At 31.0% G+C, this 24615-nt stretch carries 26 protein-coding genes; 3 read left to right on the forward strand and 23 right to left on the reverse strand.

Annotated elements, in window-relative coordinates:
• The first annotated feature begins 115 nt into the window (after positions 1-115).
• Positions 116-535, forward strand: a complete 420-nt coding sequence (locus B0A68_RS14490; protein ID WP_031456090.1) for a nucleoside-diphosphate kinase — start codon at positions 116-118, stop codon at positions 533-535.
• 81 nt (positions 536-616) lie between these two features.
• Here the strand turns inward: B0A68_RS14490 and B0A68_RS14495 are convergent, their stop codons facing one another.
• A complete protein-coding gene (locus B0A68_RS14495) occupies positions 617-913 on the reverse strand; it encodes a DUF721 domain-containing protein (protein ID WP_035690265.1) in 297 nt (98 codons plus the stop codon).
• Positions 894-1334, reverse strand: a complete 441-nt coding sequence (locus tag B0A68_RS14500) for a lipocalin family protein (protein ID WP_035690263.1) — start codon at positions 1332-1334, stop codon at positions 894-896. Before B0A68_RS14500 ends, B0A68_RS14495 begins: the two co-directional genes overlap by 20 nt.
• Positions 1335-1590: 256 nt before the next feature.
• Between B0A68_RS14500 and B0A68_RS14505 the strand changes: the two genes are divergently transcribed.
• Positions 1591-2655, forward strand: coding sequence for a serine hydrolase domain-containing protein (locus tag B0A68_RS14505; protein WP_035690262.1), 1065 nt, complete (start codon positions 1591-1593; stop codon positions 2653-2655).
• Here B0A68_RS14505 and B0A68_RS14510 read toward each other — a convergent pair whose 3' ends face one another.
• The 12 genes from B0A68_RS14510 to B0A68_RS14565 all read right to left on the reverse strand — a co-directional run bounded on the left by B0A68_RS14510 (position 2656) and on the right by B0A68_RS14565 (position 12091).
• Entirely contained in the window at positions 2656-2835 is a 180-nt protein-coding gene (locus tag B0A68_RS14510; protein ID WP_035690260.1) for a hypothetical protein, read from the reverse strand.
• Between the two features lie 7 nt (positions 2836-2842).
• Positions 2843-3796: a signal recognition particle-docking protein FtsY gene (gene ftsY, locus B0A68_RS14515; protein ID WP_035690258.1), complete on the reverse strand. Its 954-nt coding sequence runs from the start codon at positions 3794-3796 to the stop codon at positions 2843-2845.
• Positions 3797-4042: 246 nt separating this feature from the next.
• A complete protein-coding gene (locus B0A68_RS14520) occupies positions 4043-4195 on the reverse strand; it encodes a DUF4295 domain-containing protein (RefSeq protein WP_084679232.1) in 153 nt (50 codons plus the stop codon).
• Between the two features lie 7 nt (positions 4196-4202).
• Entirely contained in the window at positions 4203-4385 is a 183-nt protein-coding gene (gene rpmG / locus B0A68_RS14525; protein WP_017495179.1) for a 50S ribosomal protein L33, read from the reverse strand.
• Positions 4386-4412: 27 nt separating this feature from the next.
• Positions 4413-4649, reverse strand: coding sequence for a 50S ribosomal protein L28 (gene rpmB / locus B0A68_RS14530; RefSeq protein ID WP_008468080.1), 237 nt, complete (start codon positions 4647-4649; stop codon positions 4413-4415).
• 71 nt (positions 4650-4720) lie between these two features.
• Entirely contained in the window at positions 4721-5974 is a 1254-nt protein-coding gene (locus B0A68_RS14535) for a CinA family nicotinamide mononucleotide deamidase-related protein (protein ID WP_035690256.1), read from the reverse strand.
• 204 nt (positions 5975-6178) lie between these two features.
• Positions 6179-6523, reverse strand: coding sequence for an Hpt domain-containing protein (locus tag B0A68_RS14540; protein ID WP_035690254.1), 345 nt, complete (start codon positions 6521-6523; stop codon positions 6179-6181).
• On the reverse strand, positions 6523-7134 hold the full coding sequence (locus B0A68_RS14545; protein ID WP_035690252.1) for a fumarylacetoacetate hydrolase family protein: 612 nt from the start codon (positions 7132-7134) through the stop codon (positions 6523-6525). The genes B0A68_RS14540 and B0A68_RS14545 overlap by 1 nt, the downstream gene beginning before the upstream one ends.
• A gap of 86 nt (positions 7135-7220) precedes the next feature.
• The gene (locus tag B0A68_RS14550; protein ID WP_035690251.1) at positions 7221-7991 is read right to left on the reverse strand and encodes a 3'-5' exonuclease; all 771 of its coding nucleotides are present in this window, start codon (positions 7989-7991) and stop codon (positions 7221-7223) included.
• Between the two features lie 163 nt (positions 7992-8154).
• On the reverse strand, positions 8155-9549 hold the full coding sequence (locus B0A68_RS14555; protein ID WP_035690248.1) for a dihydrolipoamide acetyltransferase family protein: 1395 nt from the start codon (positions 9547-9549) through the stop codon (positions 8155-8157).
• A gap of 84 nt (positions 9550-9633) precedes the next feature.
• Positions 9634-10797 (reverse strand): glycosyltransferase family 2 protein, encoded by a 1164-nt coding sequence (locus tag B0A68_RS14560; protein ID WP_035690247.1) that lies wholly within the window; start codon positions 10795-10797, stop codon positions 9634-9636.
• Between the two features lie 109 nt (positions 10798-10906).
• Positions 10907-12091 (reverse strand): DUF5009 domain-containing protein, encoded by a 1185-nt coding sequence (locus B0A68_RS14565; protein ID WP_035690244.1) that lies wholly within the window; start codon positions 12089-12091, stop codon positions 10907-10909.
• Positions 12092-12238: 147 nt separating this feature from the next.
• Here B0A68_RS14565 and B0A68_RS14570 point away from each other — a divergent pair, with 147 nt between their 5' ends.
• A complete protein-coding gene (locus B0A68_RS14570) occupies positions 12239-12976 on the forward strand; it encodes a tyrosine-protein phosphatase (protein WP_035690243.1) in 738 nt (245 codons plus the stop codon).
• Positions 12977-13049: 73 nt separating this feature from the next.
• Here B0A68_RS14570 and B0A68_RS14575 read toward each other — a convergent pair whose 3' ends face one another.
• From B0A68_RS14575 to B0A68_RS14615, 9 genes are all read right to left on the reverse strand, one after another.
• Positions 13050-15428 carry a GumC family protein gene (locus tag B0A68_RS14575; protein WP_035690348.1) on the reverse strand — a complete coding sequence of 793 codons (2379 nt, stop codon included), beginning with the start codon at positions 15426-15428 and terminating at the stop codon, positions 13050-13052.
• 13 nt (positions 15429-15441) lie between these two features.
• Positions 15442-16209, reverse strand: a complete 768-nt coding sequence (locus B0A68_RS14580) for a polysaccharide biosynthesis/export family protein (protein WP_035690346.1) — start codon at positions 16207-16209, stop codon at positions 15442-15444.
• 121 nt (positions 16210-16330) lie between these two features.
• Positions 16331-17749, reverse strand: coding sequence for an undecaprenyl-phosphate glucose phosphotransferase (locus B0A68_RS14585; protein ID WP_035690242.1), 1419 nt, complete (start codon positions 17747-17749; stop codon positions 16331-16333).
• Positions 17724-18857, reverse strand: coding sequence for a DUF1972 domain-containing protein (locus tag B0A68_RS14590; protein ID WP_035690240.1), 1134 nt, complete (start codon positions 18855-18857; stop codon positions 17724-17726). The genes B0A68_RS14585 and B0A68_RS14590 overlap by 26 nt, the downstream gene beginning before the upstream one ends.
• A 91-nt stretch (positions 18858-18948) precedes the next feature.
• The gene (locus B0A68_RS14595) at positions 18949-20085 is read right to left on the reverse strand and encodes a glycosyltransferase family 4 protein (RefSeq protein WP_035690238.1); all 1137 of its coding nucleotides are present in this window, start codon (positions 20083-20085) and stop codon (positions 18949-18951) included.
• An 11-nt stretch (positions 20086-20096) separates the two neighbouring features.
• Positions 20097-21152 (reverse strand): polysaccharide pyruvyl transferase family protein, encoded by a 1056-nt coding sequence (locus B0A68_RS14600; RefSeq protein ID WP_051893014.1) that lies wholly within the window; start codon positions 21150-21152, stop codon positions 20097-20099.
• A gap of 5 nt (positions 21153-21157) precedes the next feature.
• On the reverse strand, positions 21158-22360 hold the full coding sequence (locus B0A68_RS14605; RefSeq protein ID WP_035690236.1) for an oligosaccharide flippase family protein: 1203 nt from the start codon (positions 22358-22360) through the stop codon (positions 21158-21160).
• Positions 22353-23624, reverse strand: coding sequence for an O-antigen polymerase (locus B0A68_RS14610; RefSeq protein ID WP_035690234.1), 1272 nt, complete (start codon positions 23622-23624; stop codon positions 22353-22355). Before B0A68_RS14610 ends, B0A68_RS14605 begins: the two co-directional genes overlap by 8 nt.
• Positions 23621-24580, reverse strand: a complete 960-nt coding sequence (locus tag B0A68_RS14615) for a beta-galactosidase (RefSeq protein WP_035690233.1) — start codon at positions 24578-24580, stop codon at positions 23621-23623. Before B0A68_RS14615 ends, B0A68_RS14610 begins: the two co-directional genes overlap by 4 nt.
• Positions 24581-24615 lie beyond the last annotated feature (35 nt).

Genomic DNA, 24615 nt, shown 5'->3' on the forward strand with positions numbered 1-24615 from the left:
CTATATTTTATAAAAATCTACAAATTAGAGTAATAAAAGAACTATAATTATGAATTTATTAAAATCAATTAATAAAAAAAGTATACTTTTGCACAAAATTTAATAAATACAAAAAATGGCAACAAATAGAACTTTTACAATGATTAAACCAGATGCTGTTGCAAACGGACACATCGGGAATATCTTAGCAATGATTACTAATGGCGGTTTCAAAATCGTTTCATTAAAATTAACTCAATTAACTGTAGCAGATGCTAAAGCATTTTACGCAGTACACGCAGAAAGACCTTTCTACGGAGAATTAGTTGAATTTATGTCACGCGGACCAATTGTTGCTGCTATTTTAGAAAAAGATAACGCAGTAGAAGATTTCAGAACTTTAATTGGAGCAACAAATCCTGCTGAAGCTGCTGAAGGAACTATTCGTAAAGCATACGCAACTTCTATTGGAGAAAATGCAGTTCACGGTTCAGACAGCGATGAAAATGCTGCTATCGAAGGTGCATTCCATTTTGCCGGAAGAGAGCAGTTTTAATTTAGACTTCTTAGAATAACAAAAACCCACTTCAATGAAGTGGGTTTTATTTTTATTATTAATATTCAGAATCTAAGAAGTCTAACGCAAAACGACATCTTTAACCACATCACGTCTCAGTTCTTCATTAATCATCTTAATTATTTTAGACTTTCCGTGACTTAACTCATCGCGCAGAACAGAAGAACCAAGTTCAACATAAAGTGTACTTCCTTTAAGCACGACATTTTTTGTATACGTATTCACGCCATTTCCCATCAATTGACGCCAAGCTTCCTTAACATCAATTTGATCCATTCCGGGTTGTAATTTATTTGTTTGAATAATCTGCTGTAAAACAGCTCCAACAGTACTTTCGTTATTTAGTCTCTTTGCCATCGTTCAAAAGATTTATTGGTCCAGTTTTTTTATAATGATATTCTTTGTTCTCCGTATTTTTAACAACCAACTCTTCATCAGAAAGCGAAATTAATTCCTCACTCCATTTCGCATAATCTGTCTTATAATCCAAGTAAATTTTTTCGCCGGCAAAACGCACCGAAACATCTTCATAAGTATCCGTTGTCAAAAAAGTTCCATCAAGCTGCGCCATAACTTTAGTACGCGTTCCTTTATTTCCTTTTATTTTAAAAAAATCAAAGTTTTCATTCATTCCGTAATCCTTCTCTTCACCTTTATCAAAAACTACTTTCGTAATTTCCCAATATCCATTAAGTTTTGCTATATCCGCTGGTTTAATTTCATGTTTGCATCCAACAAACAAAAGAGACAAAACCAAAATCATAAAAGTGTTTTTCATGCTGTAAATTATTAAATTTATTTTATTCTTATCCGATCCCAATATTATCAAGAATAAGAAGTTTTTTCCTTCTGTCTGATTATATCTTTTATGATATCTAGAGTGGTCGAAACCATAAAGATCAGGTTTCCTTTTTCTAAAGAAAATTTAGTTGCTGCAAAGTTAAGCTTATATATTTTATAAGAGATAATTTTTGCAGCTCCATTAAACTATTTTTTATATTTTTAGTCCAACTCAAAACCAAAAACCAAAAAACATGACCAAAACAATTTTTAAGTTTCTGATAATCTTATGTTTCATCAGTTGCAGTAAAGAATCTTCTATTGATGAATCGACTTCCGGTCAAACTATGTATTTCCCACCATTAACTGGAACCACTTGGGAAACACAATCCATTTCGGATCTAAAATGGAATCAAAACGCAGTGCAGCCACTTTTAGCATACTTAGAGCTAAAACATTCTAAATCTTTTATTATTCTAGTAAATGGAAGGATTGTTTTAGAAAATTATTTTAACAATCATACAGTATCTACAAATTGGTATTGGGCAAGTGCCGGAAAGACGCTAACATCTACCCTAACCGGAATTGCACAACAAGAAGGCTTATTAAATATAAACAGCAAAGTTTCTCAGTATATTGGTACAGGCTGGACAAGTGAAACTCTAACTCAGGAAAATTTAATTACCCCTAAGCATTTACTAACAATGACATCGGGTCTAGATGACAGTACAGACGATGTAAATCCAGAAAACCTAATCTACAAAGCTGATGCTGGAAAGCGATGGGCATACCACAATGTTTATGTAAAACTGCAAAACGTAGTTGCAAAAGCAAGCGGACAAACATGGGAGAACTATTTCAATGCAAAATTAAGAGATAAAATCGGAATGAATGGCGCTTGGGTCCAGCTTGGCGTTAATAGCGTTTACACGAGTACGTCAAGAAGTATGGCGCGTTTTGGACTTTTAATGCTGAATAAAGGAAAATGGGGAAATGAAATTATCCTGAATGAAAATTACTTTAATGAAGCAACAAATACTTCTCAAAATATTAATTTAGGATATGGGTATTTATGGTGGCTAAACGGGAAAGCAAATTATCATCTGCCACAATCACAGCTGACTTTTCCAGGAAGCATAATTCCGACAGCACCAAATGACATGTTTATGGCACTGGGTAAAAATGACCAAAAAATATATATTGTCCCAAGCAAAAAAATGGTAATCATCAGAATGGGTGATGCTGCTGATGATGAAAACTTAGCATTATCTGATTTCGATAAGACTTTATGGGAAAAAATTAATGCCTTATATCAATAATTATTTTTTAGTACGAGATCTTTTAAGCATTCCTACAAAAAAGAATGCCAAACCTAAAATCAATAAAATGTAATAAAAAGACAAACTCGTATCTTTTAAAACATTTGCAAATACAAGACTTATAACGCTTGCAAAATAAAAAGAAGCAGGCGTTATATTTTTTAAAGAAGAAAAACTCATTTTGATATTATTTAAAAAAGCTGTCTACAAATTCATATTTATTAAAGACTTGTAGATCTTCAATTCCTTCACCAATTCCAATATATTTTACAGGAATCTGAAACTGATCCGAGATACCTATTACAACTCCGCCTTTGGCAGTTCCGTCTAATTTTGTCACAGCCAATGATGTAACCTCCGTAGCGGCAGTAAACTGTTTTGCCTGCTCAAAAGCATTCTGTCCTGTAGAACCGTCCAAAACCAAAAGTACATCATGTGGAGCATCGGCAACTACTTTCTGCATTACACGTTTTACTTTTGTCAATTCGTTCATCAAATTGATTTTATTATGCAGACGTCCAGCAGTATCAATAATTACAATGTCAGCATTTTGAGCTACAGCAGACTGCAAAGTATCAAAAGCTACAGAAGCGGGATCACTTCCCATGTTCTGTCTTACAATCGGAACATCTACGCGATCAGCCCAAACTTGCAACTGATCAATAGCAGCGGCACGAAATGTATCTGCAGCTCCTAAAACAACTTTATAACCTGCTTTTTTAAATTGATAAGCGAGTTTACCAATAGTAGTAGTTTTTCCAACTCCATTAACTCCAACCACCATCAAAACATATGGTTTCTTATCTTTTGGAATTTCAAATTCAGTAGCTTCACCTCTATTAGTTTCAGATAATAAAGCACCAATTTCTTCACGAAGAATCTGGTTTAGCTCCTCGGTTCCTAAATATTTATCTTCAGCAACACGTTTTTCAATTCTTGAAATAATTTTTAATGTTGTATCTACGCCAACATCTGAAGCAACAAGAATTTCTTCCAGATTATCTAATACATCGTCATCGACTTTAGATTTTCCGGCAACGGCTTTGCTTAACTTTGAAAAAAAAGTAGTTTTTGATTTTTCAAGACCTTTGTCTAAAGTCTCTTTTTTGTCTGTAGAGAATAATTTTTTGAAAAAACTCATTATTTTTTTGTTGTTAGTTTTTTTGATTATGATTTTAGGAAAATCGATAATCTCGGTTTTATAGTGTAATTTTTTAATTTATATACAATGCAAAAGACTAAATTACTGATTTTAATTGATGTAAGAAAAATCAGAGACAGTTTTTATAAAACGTATATTATTTACTTCTATAAATTTTAGACAAATATAAAAAATAAAAAAGCTACTTCCGAATGAAAGCAGCTTTTCTATATAATGTGATTGTTATTATTTCTTTTTCAAGAACTCATCAACTTCTTCAGGAGCCATAATAGATTCTACGAATGTATATGCACCACTCTTAGGAGACTTAACCATTTTAATGGCTTTTGATAATCTCTTAGAAGATGTCTGTAACGATGCTACGGTTTTCTTTGCCATGACTTAATTATTTAATTTCTTTATGAACAGTTACACGTTTCAAGATTGGATTAAATTTTTTAATCTCAAGTCTATCTGGAGTATTTTTTTTGTTCTTAGTTGTTATATATCTAGAAGTTCCTGCAACACCAGAAGTCTTGTGTTCAGTACATTCTAAAATTACCTGGATTCTATTACCTTTCTTTGCCATCTTGCTATATATTTATTTAGGAAAAGATTATTTGATAAATCCTTCTGACTGCGCTTTTTTCAAAACAGCAGTGATTCCATTTTTATTAATTGTTTTTATCGTAGATGCTGCTACTCTAAGAGTAATCCATCTATCTTCTTCTGGAAGATAAAAACGCTTTTTAACTAAGTTTACAGAAAACTTTCTCTTAGTTTTGTTCATAGCGTGAGAAACGTTATTTCCTACCATCGCTCTTTTACCTGTAAGGTCACAAACTCTTGACATTATACTTATCTTTTATCGTTATTCAAAATCAGGGTGCAAAGAAAAGAAAAATAAACCATTGTAGCAAAAAATTATTGCACAATTTTCAAAATTTCTTTCTGTAATATTTCTAAACTCTTAATGGTCGCTCTATCTATCACTTTTTCACGAGGTTGACCAAAGTTAAACTCTTCTACAATTATATCAGTTGGAGTTGCCAAAGCGATAAAAACAGTGCCGATTTCAGCATCTGAATCACCTTTTGATGGTCCGGCGTTGCCAGTTGTCGCAATTGCGTAGTCTGTTTTAAGTATATCTTTCACATTCAAAGCCATAGCCGATGCAACCTGCGCACTTACTACAGAATATTGATCTACTAACTCCTGCGAGACACCAAGAACATTAACCTTGGCCTCGGTAGCATAAGAAACTATACTACCTTTAAAATAACCTGAAGCACCTGGAACAGCTGATAAAATCGAAGCAATTTTTCCTCCGGTAAAACTTTCAGCTGTCGAAATGGTCTTATTTTGTTTTGCCAAAAGTTTTCCAACCACAGACTCTATTGTTTCATTTTCTTCGTAACCTACTATAATATCATGAATTATAGCATCTAATGATTTTATATTATCTTCAAGAGCCTCTTCCAGCAATTCCTTATTTGTACCGCGGGCAGATAATCTCAATCTTACTCTTCCAGGATTTGGCAGATAAGCCAGTTTAATAAAATCAGGAAGATTATTCTCCCAATTTTCTATACGTTCAGCGACTAGACTCTCGCCTTGCCCGTATGTTAAAATCGTTTTATGAATAATATAAGGACGCTTATATTCACGGACAATTTTCGGAATAATTTCCTCCTCAACTAAATATTTCATTTCATAAGGTACACCTGGAAGAGAAATAAATACTGTATTTTCTTTCTTCATCCACATTCCGGGTGCCGTACCAACTTTATTTGGAAGTACCGTACAAGTTGAAGGAACTAATGCCTGATCTTTGTTCATTTGAGAAATCGGTCTTTTGTAAAAACCCTCTATCAACTCTGTAACATGAGCCAATACTTCTGGATTCACAACTAGCTCATCATCAAAATATTCGCAGAATGTTTTTTTAGTAACATCGTCTTTTGTAGGTCCCAAACCACCTGTTACAATTACCAGATCTACTTTGTTCTGCAACTGCGCAAAAGTGTCTAATATATGCTTCTTGTCATCGCTGATCGAAATCATTTCTGTAATTTCAACACCAATTCTGTCCAATGATTTTGCAATAAAACCTGAATTAGTGTCAACGATTTGACCAATTAAAATCTCGTCTCCAATAGTTATTATGGTTGCCTTCATATAAATGCTTTTTTTCTTACTTAGTGTAAGTTATTATCATAATGCAGGTTATTGTCTCAGCGATTTTCGTAAGGGGTAAACGTAAAGTCTTTTGCAGCAAAAGACGCGCGCTGAATTATTTTAAGGAATAACAGTTTATAGACACGATTAAACTTTATTTTTAATTAAATAAAAAAAAAAGAAAAAACCAAGTATAATCAAATTCTACAAATCAAAGTCTTTCTTAATTTCTTTGACTGCGTCTTTTACCTGTTCTCTAATGCTTTTAAAAGTTTCTATGATTTCTTTTTTCTTACCTTCAGCTTTGGTCCATGCTTCAACTTGCAGAATTTCTTCAAACGCGACATTTAACCCCATTAAATCTAATGTTGGTTTTATTTTGTGAGCGTAAGAATAAGCATATTTATGATCTTTTTTCTTAATTCCTTCTTTGATTTGCTTTAAATCTTCTGGAACTTCGGTAACAAATAATTTTAGAATTTCGTTTACAAATTCAGGGTCGTTATCTGAAAGTGCGTATACTTTTGAAAGGTTATATTTTAAAGCCATTATTTTACTTGTATTCTGAATAATTTTTTATCTTCTAAAAAGCCTTCTAAAACATCATTTGGCTTCACTGCTGCCACACCTTCAGGAGTACCTGTAAAAATGATATCTCCAATTTTTAACGTAAAAAATTGAGAAACATAAGACACAAGTTCATCTATCTGCCACAACATAAGACTGGTATTGCCTTTTTGAACTGTTTTAGAATTATTTGTCAATTCAAAAGTAAGATTTTCAAGAGAAACAAAATCACTTTTCGGTAAAAAATCTCCGATAACAGCAGAACCATCAAATGCTTTTGCTTTTTCCCAAGGCAAACCTTTTTCTTTTAGTTTACTTTGCAAATCTCTAGCTGTAAAATCGATACCAACACTTATTTCGTCGTAATATTTATGCGCAAACTTGGGCTCAATATACTTCCCTACTTTACTAATTTTAACAATTACTTCAATTTCGTGATGAACGTCTTCAGAAAATTCAGGAATTACAAACGGATGCTGTTTTAACAAAACAGCAGAATCCGGCTTCATAAAAACAACAGGCTCTGTTGGTTTTTCGTTTTTTAATTCTGCGATATGATTGGCGTAATTTCTGCCTACACAAATTATTTTCATTTTTTTATGTTGCTAAATTGATAAGTAAGATATTGAGAAACTATGCAAAAAACTTAGCATCTAAGAACCTCAGCTTCTTACCCACCTTATTTTGTATTTAATTTTCTTAATTTAATAGCCGTAAGAACTTTTTTGGTATATAATGGAAAGTCTGCATTTTGAATCCAGCTAAAATAACCAGGTTCTGCTTCCAGTACTTTTTCAACTTTTGCTCCTTTGTGTTTTCCGAAAGTAAAAACTTCTTCATCATCTTTATCAAAAGCAATCATTCCTGCAAAATCAGCTATTTTTTTACGAGTTGTAAATTCAGACAATGATTTCATATCATTCTCCAAATCCGGATAACGATCTAATTGCGCTTTTAGAATTTCGTACGTCGCCATTGTATCTGCTTCTGCAGAATGCGCATTTTCAAGACTTTTCCCACAGTAAAACTTCAAGGCAGCACTCAAAGTACGCTCTTCCATTTTATGAAAAATAGTCTGCACATCAACAGAAACCTTATTTTTCATATCAAAATCTACTCCTGCGCGAAGTAATTCTTCTGCCAATAACGGAATATCAAAACGATCCGAATTAAACCCACCCAAATCACTATCCTTTATCATATTATGAATCATCGGAGCAAGTTCATTAAAAGTAGGTTCGTTTGCTACTTTTTCATCTGTGATGCCATGCACCGCGGTAGTTTGTGGAGGAATTGGAATTGTAGGATTCACCAACCAAGTTTTACTTTCTTTATTTCCGTTTGGAAAAACTTTAAATATTGAAATTTCTACTATTCGGTCTTTTCCAATATCAATACCGGTGGTTTCAAGATCGAAAAAGCAAATTGGTTTGTTGAGTTTGAGTTCCATTTTTGTATTTTATAAGTTTACAAATATAATTTTTAAAGCCGAATTTTCCTCGTTTTTTTTATAAAGTTGAGGAATTCCATCCTAAACTGAAGCAGAAAACAAAAAGAAAACCCCTTTAACATTTTACATGTAAAAGGGGTTAACTATCTATTAAACAAAGAGTTTAAAAATCTCTTTCTACATCAAAAGCTTCCAAATATTCAGCTACTCTTTTTACAAAACTTCCTCCCAATGCACCATCTACCACTCTATGATCATAAGAATGCGATAAGAACATTTTTTGACGGATTCCGATAAAATCTCCTTCCGGAGTCTCTATAACCGCAGGAACTTTACGAATTGCACCCAAAGCTAAAATACCAACTTGAGGCTGATTAATAATTGGGGTACCAAATACACTTCCAAAAGTACCAACGTTTGTCACCGTATAAGTTCCACCTTGCGTATCATCCGGCTTAAGTTTTCCAGTTTTTGCACGATTTCCTAAATCGTTAACCGCTTTTGCCATTCCAACAAGATTTAATTGATCTGCATTTTTAATTACAGGAACAATTAAATTTCCGTTTGGTAAAGCTGCCGCCATTCCTAAATTAATATTCTTCTTTTTAATGATATAATCTCCGTCAACAGAAATATTCATTCCCGGGAAATCTTTCAAAGCTTTCGCTACTGCTTCCATCATAATGGGTGTAAAAGTAAGTTTCTCGCCTTCTCTTTTCTCGAAAGCAGTTTTAACCTTATCTCTCCATTTTACAATATTAGTAACATCAACTTCAATAAACGATTGTACGTGAGCTGAAGTCTGAACCGAAGCCGTCATATAACCTGAAATCAATTTACGCATTCTATCCATTTCGATGATTTCGTCACCTCCATTTACAGAAACAGGAACAGCTTGAGGAGTTTTTTGAACTGCCGGCTCTACTGCTTTTTGAACTACAGTTTCTTGTTTTACAGGCTCGGCTATTTTTTCTTTTACAGTTTCCTGAACAGCTTTAGGAGCTTCTACGACTCCTGCCTTGCGATCTTCAACATATTTTAAAATATCTTCTTTTGTAACACGTCCGTCTTTTCCTGTACCCTGAATACTTTCTAATTCAGCAACAGAAACAGCCTCTTCTTTCGCAATATTCTTAACTAAAGGAGAAAAGAATTTCTCTGATACTGAGGCTTGAGCAGAAAAATCTTGAGATGCAGTCACAGTTTCCTGAACAGACTCAATGGTTTTTTCGATTTCTGCAGCTTCTGCAGGAGCCGGCTCATCGTCAGCAACTTTATCGATTAAAAATGATGATGACACCTCAGCAGGAGCACCGCCTTCTGTTTCGATAATTGCAATGGTTTGACCAACCTGAACTAAATCATCCTTGCCAAATAATTTTTCAATCAAAATCCCAGAGACTTCGCTTGGTACTTCGCTGTCAACTTTATCTGTTGCAATTTCCAGTACAGCTTCATCAGCTTCAATTTTGTCTCCAACTTCTTTCAACCAATTAGTAATAGTTGCTTCAGCTACACTTTCTCCCATTTTGGGAAGTTTTAATTCAAATCTTGCCATATTGTTAACCTCAAAGGTGATTTTGATTTTCCGATTGCGAAATTACTGAATATTTTAAATATAAATTACATTTAATATAATTTTTTACTCAATTTTTATAATTTGACCCCTGTCATTTTTCGAATTGCTTCCAATAATAAAATTTGCGTTTTTGGGGAAAATTTTAAAAGTAATCCTCTTATCTTTAAGAGTTTCTATGATATTGATACATTTTTTGAATGAAACATAACGATTATCTAAAATAACCTCTACACTTTTACCCTGAAAAATAAGGCACGAATTTACCATTTTTTCTTTTTTGAAATCATAATTGATCACTTTATTTTTTAAAACAATTGACAATTTTTTAGACAATTTTAGATCTGAAGAGTATAAAACGTAAGTTTCTGGTATTCGGTTTTCTTTTGGTTTTCCCTGAAACATTTTAACCAGTGAAAAAAAGACAATTCCAATTTTAATGAAAACAGAAAAAAACAGCGACTTTTTAAAATGTTTTTTATAAAAATAATCCATCGCTTCCTGAAAGCGTCTCATATATTTTTGATCTTTGACTGTGCTTTCTCCCTTATAATGCAAAACTGTGGTTTCATGAAAATAATAATTTGTTTTTTGTATCTGTAATGCACGATAAGACAGATCAATATCATCAGCATACATAAAGCAATTTTCGTCGAAACCATTTAATTGCAAATACAAATCACGTTTTAGAAGCATAAAAGCTCCAACTAAAATATCGACTTTTCCAGTTTCATTTTCATCTATATCCTGTGCGTAATATTGATTGAAAAAAATGTTTTTAGGGAAAATTTTATACAAACCAAAAATCTTTGTAAAAGCTACCCAAGGTGTCGGAATGCCGCGTTTACTTTCGGGCAGGAAACTTCCTGTTCCATCAATTAATTTGCAGCCTGTAATTCCCAAATTAGTCTGCCTTTCGGCGAAAGCCAGAATCTTGAAAAATGTATCTTCAGCAACAATTGTATCTGGATTAAGAATGCAGATATATTCTCCTTGTGCCTCTGCTGCTCCAATGTTATTGCCTTTAGGAAAACCAAAATTTTCATGATTTTGAATTAGTTTTACTTCTGGAAATCGTTTTTTCATCATTAAACAACTGCCGTCGGAAGAATTATTATCTACGACAATAATTTCACCATCAATTGAAGAAAGAGATTCCTGAACACTTAAAACACATTGTTCCAGAAATTCGCAAACATTATAATTAAGGATAATTACTGATAACTGCATGAGAAATTAAGCTCTTGATTTTTGGGGAAGTTAAAAATTTTCTGCTAATACTGAATCGTTTTATTAAAATTGGATAAATCTTACTGAGCTAATTTTAAACTTAGCCTTTTTACAAATGCATTTGAATCCTATATTTATTAGCTATTTTCATTGCCAGCAGCATTGTAACTGCAAATAATAGCGACCATAATATTCCCGGAATGCCTTCGCGAAAATAATCTGGAACAAGATGAAGATTAAATGTAAGATTGAAATAATAAATAACTCCCGGCAAAATATAGATCAATAATGGATTTCCTGCTGCGGGCATAAAAAAATCACTCCATTTAGTCTGCTTTTTAATCTCCATAAGCCAATATAAAAAATAAAACAAAATCGTGCAGATCGCTGCTGAATACATAGTCCAAGAGGGAGTTCCTTTTATTTTTGAAATTCCAAAATAGGGACGAAGCAAATATCCGGTTACAAAAAAAAGTGCTGTAAAACAAATTACAGCCCAATTGATTTTTGATGAAATTTTTCTATCAAAAAATAATAATGAAATAATTATTCCTGCTGTTACAACTGCAGAATGTGTTAAATGTCCAGCTGTAAAACTAAACCACGGATGTTTGATTATTCCTTCGGATAGATTTATTGAATTAGCCAAAACGCAGCTGATCAAAAATAAAATCATTGCCCATAATCTTCCTGAAACAAGCCAATAAAAAATAACAGTAAAAAGATATGCCCAGCCAATTAAACCAAGAATCCCCCACCATTTTGGAGTCATTCCTATTTTGCCTGTTTCCTGGACGTATAAAAAATAAAGTGCAATTAGTACCATAATACCTCCATATTGTAAAGTATTTTTAAACCATGAAGAAAAATCTTTAGGATATTTATTCCAAATCAGAATTGGCATTGCATATGCCAAAAGTCCCCAAAGTGCAGGAGTTATAATCATCTTATATCCATCATAACCATACTCTGCATTTACCATAAAGACTCCAATTATAATTAATGCCAAAGCTCTTTTTAATGTATGACTCCAAATTGTTTGAAAACCATCTCCTTTAATTAAACGTGTATTAAATGCAAAAGGAACTGACATACCTACGATAAATAAAAAAGCCGGAAAAACAAGATCCACAAAAGTCATTGCATCTGCATCTGCGGGCATGTGTTTCATCCATTGAGGTACATTTTTGACGCTTGCAAGCTCATTTACAAAAATCATGACAAAAATGGTAATTCCGCGTAAAGCATCTATCGAAATAATCCTGTTATTATATAAATTCTCTTTAATTTTCATAAATATTTGCTTTATACATTCCATCAAATATAGAATAATAGGAAGAATATTAACATAATTCATATGAAATAATGAAACAATCTGGCGAGAAACAAATTCATTGATTTGTATTACAAATACTATCAATTTTTATTTACATTTGCTGCCATGCTATCATTTTTTAAATCAAAACCTTATTTAAAAGATCTCCTTTCTGGAGACTTTATTGACATTCACTCCCACCTATTACCAGGAATAGACGATGGAGCTAGATCAATTCAAGATACAATTAGACTTGTCAGAGCATTTAAAGAATTAGGTATTTCGCAATTTATAACTACACCACACATAAGCCATTACATTTGGAATAATTCGCCAGAAGCTGTAATTACGAAACATAAGGAAACACAAATTTCACTGAATGCTCAAAACATTACAATGCCTTTTCGACCTGCAGCAGAATATTTTATGGATGATTGGTTTGAAAATCATTTTAAGTCTGAAAAACTTTTGACGCTAAAAGACAATTATGTTTTAGTAGAGATGTCTTATATGAATGCACCAGTGCAATTATATAAAATACTTTTTGACATACAGATTGCAGGATATATCCCCGTACTAGCACATCCTGAGAGATATTTATTTTATCATAAAAATTTAATTGAATATGACAGATTAAAGAAAGCAGGCTGTTTGTTTCAACTGAATTTATTATCTACTGTGGGATATTATGGCAGTAGAATTACTAAAATTACCGAATATCTGTTAAAGAAAGGAATGTACGATTTTGCGGGTACAGATGTACATCACAGAAAACATATTGCTTCTTTTAATGAAAAAATAAAAATAAACAGCATAGATTCTATGAAAGAAGTCATCAAAAACAATCAATTTTTTAAGTTTTAGAATTTAAGTAAATGCCATAAAAAAACCGGTTTAAAATTATTTTAAACCGGTTTTTTTTATGTCTCTATTATAATCAGGAAATCAGTCTATTCCACCATGATTTTTTCTCAGTAACCCCATAGCCATAACCGTAACCATAACCTTTTGCAGAATCTGTATCATTAAGAACCATACACATATTTGGCAATTTGTTTTCCTTATAGAACATATTGGCAATAGCCAGCAGTCGTTTTTCTAAAAAATTTGCTCGGACTACATACACAAATGTATCTGCATTTTTAGCTATTAATAATGTATCTGTCACTACACTGACTGGCGCGGTATCGACAAGGATATAATCATATTTATTTTTAAGATCTTCAAAAAGCTGTTTTATTTTATCTCCAATTAGTAATTCCGCTGGGTTTGGAGGGATAATACCGGCAGGAAGTATGTAAAAATTTTCATATGCTCTATTTTTAATTATATAATCATCTATATTAACATCATTAGATAATAAATAATTAGTTAGTCCGAAATTTGGAACATCAATATATTCATCGAATTTTGGATTTCTAATATCCATACCTACCAACAAAACTTTTTTTCCAGACAAAGCAAAAGTCGCCGCTAGATTTACTGCAATAAAAGTTTTTCCTTCAGATGGAAATGTAGAGGTAACAAAGATTGTTTTTGCCAAGCCTTCTGGAACTTTATTCAGCATAAATTCCAAATTAGTTCTAACAATTCGTATTGCCTCTGCAGAGCTGGATCTACTATCTGATTTTATCATTTCAGCAATATCTTCAGAAGTTGGAACGTCGCCAATAAAAGGAATTTGAGTTTTTCCTTCAAGATCAAGCCTGCTTTTAATCCTTGTATCCAGAATATTGGCAACATAAATAATTCCAAATGGCACTAATAATCCTAATAACAATCCTGCTAAGTAGACAATTTTTTTCTTAGGACTCATCGGTTTTTTTTCTGCCTTGGCTGCATCTATAATACGTGCGTTTGGTTCTGTCGCAGCCAAAGAAATTGCAGTTTCTTCTCTTTTTTGTAACAAGTACAGGTACAGCTCTTCTTTAACTTTTTGCTGTCTTGCAATTACTCTAAATTGACGTTCCTGAACTGGAATTTTACCAATTTTACTCTTAAACATTCCTCCTTGATCTTTTATATCATGATTTTGAATTTTAAGATTTGACTGCATGCGTTTTAAACTTTCTGCAATACTGGCTTTTATGGAATTAATTTGTTGATCTAATTTAACAACTGAAGGATTTTCAGTAGTGGCCGACTTTAAAATTCTATTACGATCTAAAACTAACTGGTTGTACGATGCAATTAGCGGACCTGCATCGCCTTTATCAGAAATCATATTATTAGGAAGAAGGTCAGAATTGGCACTTTTTTTTATAAAATCTAATAAAGAAGAAACTACATTCAATTGAATATCGGTTTCTACTCCTTTCTTATCATATTCATTAGAATTTTGAACAAACTGTTTAGCATCAGATTCAATATCTGTTAATTGATTTAATTTTTTAAAACTTTCTACATTTTGTTCTACACCATCTAATTCCTGAGCTATCAATGTTAAACGACTAGCAATAAATTTTGATGTATTATCAGAAATAAAATTTCTGTCTTCTGCAGCATCTTTATTATAAATCTCAATCAAATTATTCAAAAAAACTTCGGCTTTTTCAGGCACGGCATCAGAAATAGAAATATTGACAATACTGCTGGTTTTGCTAATAGGCTCAACTTTTAGCTTATCTCTAAATTTCTCTGCCAAATCACTTAAAGGTTCAACAACAATTTGGATTGTTTCATATTGATCTTTAGTATTATTTTTATAAAATGAGGTCTTTTCAAAAACTAAAGTTCCAATTGCAGTAGCAATTTTTTCACCGTACTTAAATTGTTTTTTACCAGATAAAATAAACCTCTCATTATCTTCCATATCATTATCTAATGAAAATGTGTTTGAATCTAAAAGTTTACATTTTAAAACGATCTTTGCCTCATTAAACAGATCAGATTTATTTATAAAATAAGCAGTAATTGGAGCTTCGGCATAAATGTCATTATTAATAACTTTTCCCTCAACAAACAACAATACATTAAGATTCAATTTTTTAATCGTACTCTCTATTAATGTTCGCGATTTTAATATTTCGATTTCATTATCAACATTGCTTTTCATATTTGCACCAAAGCCTAAGTCTGAAAACGCTGACAGCTCTGAAAGCATACCTCCTTTTTTCTCATCCTTAACCAATATCGTTGCAGTTGCTTCATAACTAGGGGTTGTGTAACGCAGGTATAAAAAAGCAAAAATCAATGCACAAATTATACTTAATAAAAACCATTTCCAATGAATTACATATTTACTAATTTGCTCTCTAATATTTGTATTTTCGATTTCGTCATCTATAAAATCATTATATAAATCTTGCTTTTGCATTTCTTCTTTCAACTTATTTAAAAATTAATACAGATAGCGATACTAAAATAGAAATCGCAGAAATAATTACTGAAGTATTTGGTCCAACAGCAGAGGAGTTAACCCGGGTTTTATTGGGCTCAACATAAACAACATCATTTTGAGCTAGATAGTAAAACGGAGAATTTATAAAATCAGATTTTGTTATATCGACTCTATTGCACGATTTCATACCGTTTATTTCTCTGATTATAAGAACATTATCTCTCTTTCCGTAAATTGTTAAATCCTTTGCCATACTTAAAGCTTCAATTAATGTGATTCTTTCTGAAGTAACAGAATAAGTACCAGGTAAATTAACTTCACCTTGCAAGGAAATTTTAAAGTTTGTAATTCGAAGATTAATAATTGGATTTTTAATATAATTCCCAATTTTATTCTTTAACAATTGAAGCACTTCTGTACGTGTTAATCCACCGACTTTAATTTTTCCCAAAACTGGGAATTCAATACTTCCATCTTGATCTACTAAATAAAGCTGGACTGTTTCCTGACCTCTGGTAAGATCTAATTTATTGCTCGATGCATTATAAGTTTTTAAATTGAATGGCAGTGCGGCTTCTGGATCATCAGCAGAAACAATAATCATTAATAAATCATCAGGCTGGATTTTAACTTCGTAAGAAATTGATTTTTGCATTCCTTGAAGAGAATCAATGTTTTGATAATAAACCACATCTTTCTTAGATGCACAGGATAAAAAAAGCAATAAGAATGATAAAAAACTGACGGTTTTTATCATAAAAATAATTTTAGATTTCATTAAGTTTGAATTAAAATCGCATTTAAAAGCGAGCAGAACACTTGCTTTGAAACGATTGTATTTGAAGAATTAGCTGGTGATTTTATCGATTGCCCTCCTATTAATAGGCATTTTTTTCTCCTCGAAAAACATTCACAACTGTCTTTATTATAATTTTTATATCAAGTAGTAAACTCCAATTTTCAATGTACCAAATATCGAATTCTACTCTATTTTCCATGTCAATAAGTTTCTTGGTTTCTCCCCTGTAACCATTAACTTGAGCCCACCCTGTTATGCCTGGCTTAGCATATTGACGAACTAAATAATTGTTAATTAATTCGGTATATTCAAGTGTATGAAATATCATATGAGGTCTTGGTCCAACTACAGACATGTTACCAAAAAAGACATTAAAAAACTGAGGTAATTCATCAATGCTTGTTTTTCGCATAAAAGCGCCGAATTTAGTAATACGAATATCCCCTTTTTGAGCTTGTTTTTTATGCGAAATATCATTAACACGCATGCTTCTAAATTTTAAACATGCAAATGATTTATTATCTCTCCCTGATCTGTCTTGTTTAAAAAAAATCGGACCTGGCGATTCAATTTTTATGATCATAATAATAATTGGAAATAACCATGGAAAAATCAATATTATAACTAATGAGGAAAAACAAATGTCAAATATTTTTTTTAGAAGCCTGTTAACAGTGTTTTCTAATGGTTCTCTGCGAGACATTAAAACGGGAGTGTTTTCATAAAAAGAAATCTCAACCCTGCTTGATTTAGTATACAGCTGAAAATCGGGAATAAACTTAATACGAACCATGTGATGCTCGCAGATTTGAATTAATTTATTTATAACCTCAATATTATCTATATGAAGAGCAACGTACATTTCATCAATATTTTCTTTGATTATAAAATTCTGAATATCATCAAATCCACCTAAAATATTCCCAAAAAAAGGATCAGAAATATTTTGATTTTCGTCAAAAAAACCTAAAAATCTATAACCAAAAGTTAAATTTTTAGAAAGGATCTTGCGAAGTCGTTTTCCTGTATCATTTGCACCTACAATAATGACATTTCTAAAATTATATCCTTTTGATCGTATATATTTGAGAGCTTTCATCGATAAGAATCGAGACAACATTAAAAAAGAAAAGAAAAAAATATAAAAATAAAATAATTGAAATCTAGAAATATCCGAATAATGTAGTGAAACAACAAAAACAGCAATAATTGCTGCGTGAATTATGACCTTTTTTATTGTTCTGGACAATATAGACTCTATAGTTTCGACTCTAATAATTCGATAGGAATCTTTATATAATAAAAGACCAATCCAAATTAAATTACCAAGCAATGAAATAGTCTGGCTCTCTTTTAAAAACAATCTGTCAAGGCTTTCTAATTTTACTAGTCCTGAAATAATTATTGCTATATTCAGCAAAACTATATCCCAAAGAATGAATAGAATTTGAAAATACCGGGAAAACCGATAATTAGATAGTTTTTGTAAAATTTTCATGTTTTTTTAATCTTCCTTTTTTAATCTCAACAAAATGATTGACATACTGATCAATAATTATTTCCCAATCATAAACATTAAGTATCTTTTTTCTGTTTTCTTCTAACATTAATTGATATTTTTCATCATCATAATTTACATGGATCAAATGATCTAAAATTTCATTTTCATCTTTAAAATAGATAGCATCATTTCCCAAAATATATCGATTAAAATCATTATCATTCGCACAAACTAAACTATTAGAGGCCATTGCCTCAAGCAATGAAGGATTAGTTCCCCCGACAGTATGGCCATGAAAGTAAATATTTGAGTAGTAGCGAAGATTATTTAAAATTTCAATATTATAAATACCACCTATAAATTGAATTTGTTTGTGATCATTGTATTTTTCCTTTAAATAAAAACCATAAGGTGTCTGGTGATTTCCAATGACTAAAAATGGTCGGAATAGGTTTGCCTTTTTGACACCGTCTAAAATGATTTCTATACTATTTTCTGGTTCTAATCTTGCTATCAGCATATCATACTGATTTGCAATCAACTCATAATCTTTCAATACACTAGCATTATTATTTTCAAAAAGAGTTGCTCCGTAGGCTATGTATGTTGAATCAACATTGTAAGCAGCTTTAAGATAGTTTTTTATACCTATTGAATCTGAAATAAGATGATCACTATATTTGACGCCTAAAGACTCTGCGTATTGAAGAAATTTTTTAACCCATTTTGAATATTTTGTTCTTTTCCATTCGAGACCATCCATATTCGTCGTGATTATTGCATTCTTTGGCATCAACCATCCCCAAACAGAACTACTTGTGTAACCTAATTGCAGTACAATATCACAATTCTGTTTTCTTAAATCCAGAATACAATTCAAGTCATATATAAACTGACCTGCTGTACCTAATTTATCTTCAGGATCATAGCAATGTTTAATTTGAACACCATTCCACTCTTTTTTTTTGTAAGGATGATTATGAGAATTATATACAGTAACTTCAAAGCCTCGTTGTACTAAGCCGGCAGCTAAATATTCGGCGCATTGTTCAAAACCTCCGTAATGATTAGGAATTCCCCTTGTCCCTATTATTGAGATTTTCATTTGCAAAAATTAAATTAATATTTTGTTTCATTCGAAACGTAGGATGAGATATAAGTAGTTTTAAATTCTATTCTACAAAAACAACAGTTATCTATACAGAATTAGATTGTATTAATTTATAAAATGTTTTTGTTGAGTTTCCAATTTTAATCCAATCATAATTTTGACGGACTAAATTATTTGCATTATCACTGACATTTTTCAATTGAATTTTGTCTGCAATAATTTCCTGAATTTTTGAAGCTAAATCATCGGCATTTTGACTTTCAAATAAAAAACCATTTTCATTATGTTCAATAATTTCTTTAAAAGGCTTTAAATCAGAACATATAACAGGTTTTCCATAGCTCAGGGTCAAAAGCAGAACACCGCTTTGGTAAATATTTTTGTATGGCAAGACAACCAAATCTGCTTTATGATAAAAATCTGAAACTTCATTATCTGGAATATATCGAAAATCAGTAACTACAGTATCTTCAATTTGAAGTTCTTCAATCATTTTTTTGTATTCGTTTAAATCGCTTTTCCATGCTTTTCCAGCGATTGTTAACTCAACGTTACATTTTCTCTTCTTTAGGATACTAATAGCAGATAGTAAAATATCAAGTCCTTTTACCTTTTTTATCTGGCCGAAAAATAACAGAGAAAACCTGTCTGTTTTTTTATATTCAGAATGTGAATGATTTATAAAAGGCAGGTAATTTCCGTGAGGAATAATTATCTTAGGGATCGACAAATTAAATTTTTCATCTAGGGCATTAAGTGAACTTAAATTATGAACAATTATGCCGTCAATATATTTAAAACATTTTTTCTCAATAAAACTTTTTGCTTGTTTATCAAAAGAATTAATATCGTGAATAGTAACTACTTTTTTAATTTTATTTAATTCTGCATACCACAGTATAAGTAAATCAATACTTCTAAAAGTAAAAAAATGAAGATGTATAATTACAATATTGCGCTTTTTAATGTCTGAAATTGCAGCATAATGTCCATATAAATATTTAAAAGTTTTTAAAACAAAATTACTGCTCCACATTTTTTTAAAATATATGAGCGTTTTAACGTTTTTATAATTTCGCACTTTAGTTTCACTGCTTGTATACAAAACTACTTTAACGTTGTGGGAGCCTAATCCCATTGCTAATCCATAATCATAGTAATCCATTCCACCATGCCCTCCAATTGGTTCTATAATTCCAATTGAGGTTTTAGTCTCTTCCATTTTCTAATCGATTATTTAATATATTTTACCAATACACTTTGAATTTCTTCTTTAACTCGGTCTAAATTATTTTTCTGGAGATTTTGAAAATCAGCAATGTGCTTATTAATATTATAACGACAAATCAATCTTGCTTGCTCATTTACTTCTTCTACAAATTTTTTGTTCTTATCGGAATAATTATAAAGAGAGTACGGAATATTCAAATTTTGAGCAATGACGGCAGGATGAAGCCTTGAGGTGATTACAAACTTCGAATTCTTAATTGCAATTAAGGATTTATCAATCTCAGATCCGTAAATAGTGTCTACATCTATACCATTTTGCAAAAACACAGTTATTGCTTTTTTACCTTGATCTTCATCTATCTCAGCATCGCAAATCAAATTGACAATTTTATTAAACCCCAGCTGCTTACAAATTTTAACTGCCAAAAGGGCAAGATCATGATTGACTTTTTCGTTATTTAACTTAGGATATGCTGCCAAATCACGACAACAAAAAATAATATAATTATCCGAGATTATTTCGTCTTGAATTTCTTTGATGTTTGCAATGTCTGGCACATACCTAATCTTAGTATCAAACATACCAAAACTTAATTTATTGGCAGCTTCTATAGATTTTAAATCCCTAAAATAAAGCGATTTAGATACAAATACAGACAAAAAAACCAACAGCTTTGTTTTTAATTTAAAATGCGAATCAATACCTATTCCTAAATACAAAACAGGTATTTTAAAGAAATTAGCTCCTAACATAAATTTTACTCCTCCAGTTCCGCCTTGATCCATAAAACAGGTTCCTCCTCCCCAAATGAGATATTTCGATCCTTTTAGTGATTTTATAAATTGTGCATAGTTTATTTTATCTCGCCCAGATAATCCAAATATTTTTATTTTATTTAAATGTGTATTTGATAAAAAAGAATTGTACAAATTATCAAAATTGCCATATGTGTAGATATTTATTTGACCATAATATTCAGTGTAATAATCTATTAGTGCATTTAGCATTAATAAATCCCCAAAATTACTTCCATAATAACCTATAAATGAAATTTTCATTTTATCTATTTATTTTTAAAATATCTTAAAAAAATGAGAGTGTAAAGAATTGCAGTTAGAACTTCGCTAATTACAAAAGATATTGATATCGATGTTTCTCCTATTTTTTGCAGAAAAAACATTAACATAGCTTGAAAAACTACGGATATTGATGATGCTGAGACTTTATACTTTATACATCTCTCATTTAGAAGTGCGGCACCTATTGCTGTTGAATAAAATCGAAAAGGCAGACTAATCGCTAAAATATTAAGCAATTGTGTTGAATTCTTAAAACTATCAGGATATATTAATTTAATGACGTCTCCCGATAATACACTTATGGCAATAAAAAAAACAATACCACCTAAAAATGCTAAACCTCCATGTTTTAAACTTATAGTTTTTAAAACTGCATTGTCTAATTTATGGTATTTTGGAAGTAAATATGTTCCAAATGTTATGTTTGGAAGAATGTAACATGCTGTAAGAAGTATTATTGCAGAAGAGTAAAGCCCTGCTGAATTAGAACCAAAAAGACACATAGCCATAATGATAGAGAATTGAATCTGGATAACATTAATAGTTCCATTAAAAGAATAGAAGAATGATTCCTTTAAAAACCTAAAAAAAAATTCTTTAGATTGCTTTAGAAATATTAATCTAAACGAAAGCTTTTTATCAATAAGCCTCAACATTATTATAAATGACACACTATTAGCAACACAAAGTAAAATAACCGTGTTTGTAAGAGATGGTATCAATACAACCAAAAATAAAACCACAAAAACCCTCAATAGTGGATTTATTATTTGCGCTATAGAAACTGTAGTAAAGTTTTCTAATGATTGGGCTTGAGATATAACTAAATATTGAAATGCAATGGGTAAACAATAAGATGATAAACATAAAGCCTGTAGAATATTAAGTCCAGTATTATAAAAAATAAACTGACTTGCTGTAAAGGCAATAAGTATATTTATCAAAATACATTTTAAAGCTATCGAAAAATATTCCTGAGAATGAGTGTGGTCAATACATGCTTTACGCAAAAACAATCCTCCAATACCCATTCCTGCAAAAGGTCCGATCATTGAAATCGATGAATTTGCCGTTGCATAAATTCCATAATCATTAAGCGATAACTTGTGACTTAACAAAATCTGCAAAAGAAAAGTCGCCCCTGCAGCACCAACACCAGAGCAAATAAGTTTAAATAATTTAAGCATTCCTAATTAATCTTATTTTTATTAGATTAACTGGCCTTTTTGCATATAAAATTGAATTTACAAACTTATAAATTATAACAAAAACCAATAACCAAACAATACTAACAGATTGAGCAGACAGTCCTGAAGTAATTATTTTGGATCCAATCTCTAAAGCAATAGTATATAAAAAGATATCGAAAAGTGATTTCTTATTTACAATCAAATGATTATATAATTTTCTAATTATAAAACCGAATAAGAAACACCCTCCGACAATACCTGCGTATCCAAAATTAACGTAAAAGTCTCCCATAATAGTTGGCGGTATGCCAAAACCTTCAAATTCTAGCTGTGTTACTTCTTTCAGCCATGATTGATAGTCAACCTGCTTGCCCGGCAGCGCAGTTACTAAATCCATGAAAAAAGTTCCTCCATATTCAAAAGAATCTTTTTTTATAAAAGCAGATATAACTTTTTCTAAATTTGATATGTAAACTACAAATCTGTAAATAAAAGTTGTTTTCAAATCTACCGTAGTCATACTTTCAGGATTTCTAAACATTTCGAACACATTAATAAATAATAGTCCAATTATAGAAAAACCGAACATTTTTTTAATTGGTATTGAAGCATACAAAAAATGTCTCGCCATGAATACATATATGCATAACCAAAGAAAATATCTGCGAGAGCCGGTACCTGTCATAACAAGAGCAACAATAAACGTCAAAACAAATAATGATTTAATATTTTCATTATACAAATAGCTATAAAGTGCTAATAGCGCTATTCCGTACATTGCAATAGTCATTAAATAAAGGAAATATCCGTTTCCTGCTATACTTAATGCCATTACGCGTGCAGATTCTTTATTTGCAGCCAAAATTGGTATACTTCCTGCCCTAAAAAAGAAAATTACTGCTGCCGCCAAACCCATGAAAATAAAAAAATATCCCGATTTTTTAAATTTCCAACTGCTTTTCTGTAATTTAATTTTATAAATTATAAAATCATTACTTTCTACTGCTAACCGCTTTGTTGATGAGGCTGCATAATATCCTAAATTAATAAATATATAGCCTAATAGTACAATATATGATACCTGTTGGTATTGAGGAGAATTAAAAAGTTCTGACGAAAAAAAGTAAAGTGCAATTGGACCAATTCCGATTAATACAATAAAATATAAATTGAGAAAAATTTCCGGCTGAAAAAAATCCTTGTTTTTTTTATTGTAAATTGTAAAGAAGTAAACTATAAAACTTATAATAAAAAAAATCATTGTTCTGAATCTAAAAACTTATTAATAACGTCTTCTCCCCATATTTCAAGCCATGCGGGTTTAATTTCTGAAGCTTTGAATAACATTTTTTCGAAATTGACATTTGTACTTTTAATAGAATAAATTTTTATTGACTGAAGTACTATATCTTTAGAAGGTAATTTTAATACTAAATCAGCATATTGATTACCTCTATTAAACCACTCTTCTTCGGTAAAAGCATATGCGGCAATTTTTATTCTTTGGGTGTATTTTAAATTACAATAATTTATAAGTTCATTTGCCGACTCTTGGCTTCGCTGAGACCCAAAAGAATCATGTATTGCTAATGTTAAAATGATATTAGGAAACAGTTTAGAAAAATTATCAATAATTTTTTTCCAATTATTAGTATACTTTAAAAAATTAAATTCAACTCTTTTCAATTCATCGTCGGAACAAATAAAATTTGTCTCAATTCCATTTGTATTGCTCCCTCCTGTAATTTCAATTGCATTAAAGGTTTTTTGATTGACATCAACTATTTCTTTTAATTTCACTAAAAATGTTTCAAAATATTGGCAAAAATTTTTGTCCCATGGTATAGGTGCTTTAGATTCTTCAATATTTCCTTTTTCTACATAATCATCAAAATGATTCCAATATAAATATTTAACTTTATTATTCTCAAGCCATTTTGGAGACCACCGCCCAGTTAGAACTCCTAAATTTACTTTCTTATTATATTTCTCTGCCAACGTCAAAATCTTGGTTAATGAGGAAAAATCATAATTGTTTTTTTGAGGATTCAGTTTTGACCATCCCACATAATAGGTAACACCTTTTATCGCAGAATTTTTAAAGATTTGATTTAAATTTGCATCAGAAATATTACCTCTAATAATGGCATAAATAGGAATTTCTAATGCAGATGAAATTTTATAACCACTATTACTACTTGTTGCTAGAAAAAACAAAAAAAAATGTAAGAACCTATACACAATCAATAAAA

This window comes from Flavobacterium reichenbachii (assembly GCF_002217435.1).
In the GTDB taxonomy this organism is placed as follows: Bacteria; Bacteroidota; Bacteroidia; order Flavobacteriales; family Flavobacteriaceae; genus Flavobacterium; species Flavobacterium reichenbachii.

Coding starts and splice junctions, on each gene's coding strand:
- B0A68_RS14490 (WP_031456090.1), top strand. CDS start 116: ATGGCAACAAATAGAACTTTTACAATGATTAAACCAGATGCTGTTGCA.
- B0A68_RS14495 (WP_035690265.1), bottom strand. CDS start 913: ATGGCAAAGAGACTAAATAACGAAAGTACTGTTGGAGCTGTTTTACAG.
- B0A68_RS14500 (WP_035690263.1), bottom strand. CDS start 1,334: ATGAAAAACACTTTTATGATTTTGGTTTTGTCTCTTTTGTTTGTTGGA.
- B0A68_RS14505 (WP_035690262.1), top strand. CDS start 1,591: ATGACCAAAACAATTTTTAAGTTTCTGATAATCTTATGTTTCATCAGT.
- B0A68_RS14510 (WP_035690260.1), bottom strand. CDS start 2,835: ATGAGTTTTTCTTCTTTAAAAAATATAACGCCTGCTTCTTTTTATTTT.
- ftsY (WP_035690258.1), bottom strand. CDS start 3,796: ATGAGTTTTTTCAAAAAATTATTCTCTACAGACAAAAAAGAGACTTTA.
- B0A68_RS14520 (WP_084679232.1), bottom strand. CDS start 4,195: ATGGCAAAGAAAACCGTAGCATCGTTACAGACATCTTCTAAGAGATTA.
- rpmG (WP_017495179.1), bottom strand. CDS start 4,385: ATGGCAAAGAAAGGTAATAGAATCCAGGTAATTTTAGAATGTACTGAA.
- rpmB (WP_008468080.1), bottom strand. CDS start 4,649: ATGTCAAGAGTTTGTGACCTTACAGGTAAAAGAGCGATGGTAGGAAAT.
- B0A68_RS14535 (WP_035690256.1), bottom strand. CDS start 5,974: ATGAAGGCAACCATAATAACTATTGGAGACGAGATTTTAATTGGTCAA.
- B0A68_RS14540 (WP_035690254.1), bottom strand. CDS start 6,523: ATGGCTTTAAAATATAACCTTTCAAAAGTATACGCACTTTCAGATAAC.
- B0A68_RS14545 (WP_035690252.1), bottom strand. CDS start 7,134: ATGAAAATAATTTGTGTAGGCAGAAATTACGCCAATCATATCGCAGAA.
- B0A68_RS14550 (WP_035690251.1), bottom strand. CDS start 7,991: ATGGAACTCAAACTCAACAAACCAATTTGCTTTTTCGATCTTGAAACC.
- B0A68_RS14555 (WP_035690248.1), bottom strand. CDS start 9,549: ATGGCAAGATTTGAATTAAAACTTCCCAAAATGGGAGAAAGTGTAGCT.
- B0A68_RS14560 (WP_035690247.1), bottom strand. CDS start 10,797: ATGCAGTTATCAGTAATTATCCTTAATTATAATGTTTGCGAATTTCTG.
- B0A68_RS14565 (WP_035690244.1), bottom strand. CDS start 12,091: ATGAAAATTAAAGAGAATTTATATAATAACAGGATTATTTCGATAGAT.
- B0A68_RS14570 (WP_035690243.1), top strand. CDS start 12,239: ATGCTATCATTTTTTAAATCAAAACCTTATTTAAAAGATCTCCTTTCT.
- B0A68_RS14575 (WP_035690348.1), bottom strand. CDS start 15,428: ATGCAAAAGCAAGATTTATATAATGATTTTATAGATGACGAAATCGAA.
- B0A68_RS14580 (WP_035690346.1), bottom strand. CDS start 16,209: ATGATAAAAACCGTCAGTTTTTTATCATTCTTATTGCTTTTTTTATCC.
- B0A68_RS14585 (WP_035690242.1), bottom strand. CDS start 17,749: ATGAAAATTTTACAAAAACTATCTAATTATCGGTTTTCCCGGTATTTT.
- B0A68_RS14590 (WP_035690240.1), bottom strand. CDS start 18,857: ATGAAAATCTCAATAATAGGGACAAGGGGAATTCCTAATCATTACGGA.
- B0A68_RS14595 (WP_035690238.1), bottom strand. CDS start 20,085: ATGGAAGAGACTAAAACCTCAATTGGAATTATAGAACCAATTGGAGGG.
- B0A68_RS14600 (WP_051893014.1), bottom strand. CDS start 21,152: ATGAAAATTTCATTTATAGGTTATTATGGAAGTAATTTTGGGGATTTA.
- B0A68_RS14605 (WP_035690236.1), bottom strand. CDS start 22,360: ATGCTTAAATTATTTAAACTTATTTGCTCTGGTGTTGGTGCTGCAGGG.
- B0A68_RS14610 (WP_035690234.1), bottom strand. CDS start 23,624: ATGATTTTTTTTATTATAAGTTTTATAGTTTACTTCTTTACAATTTAC.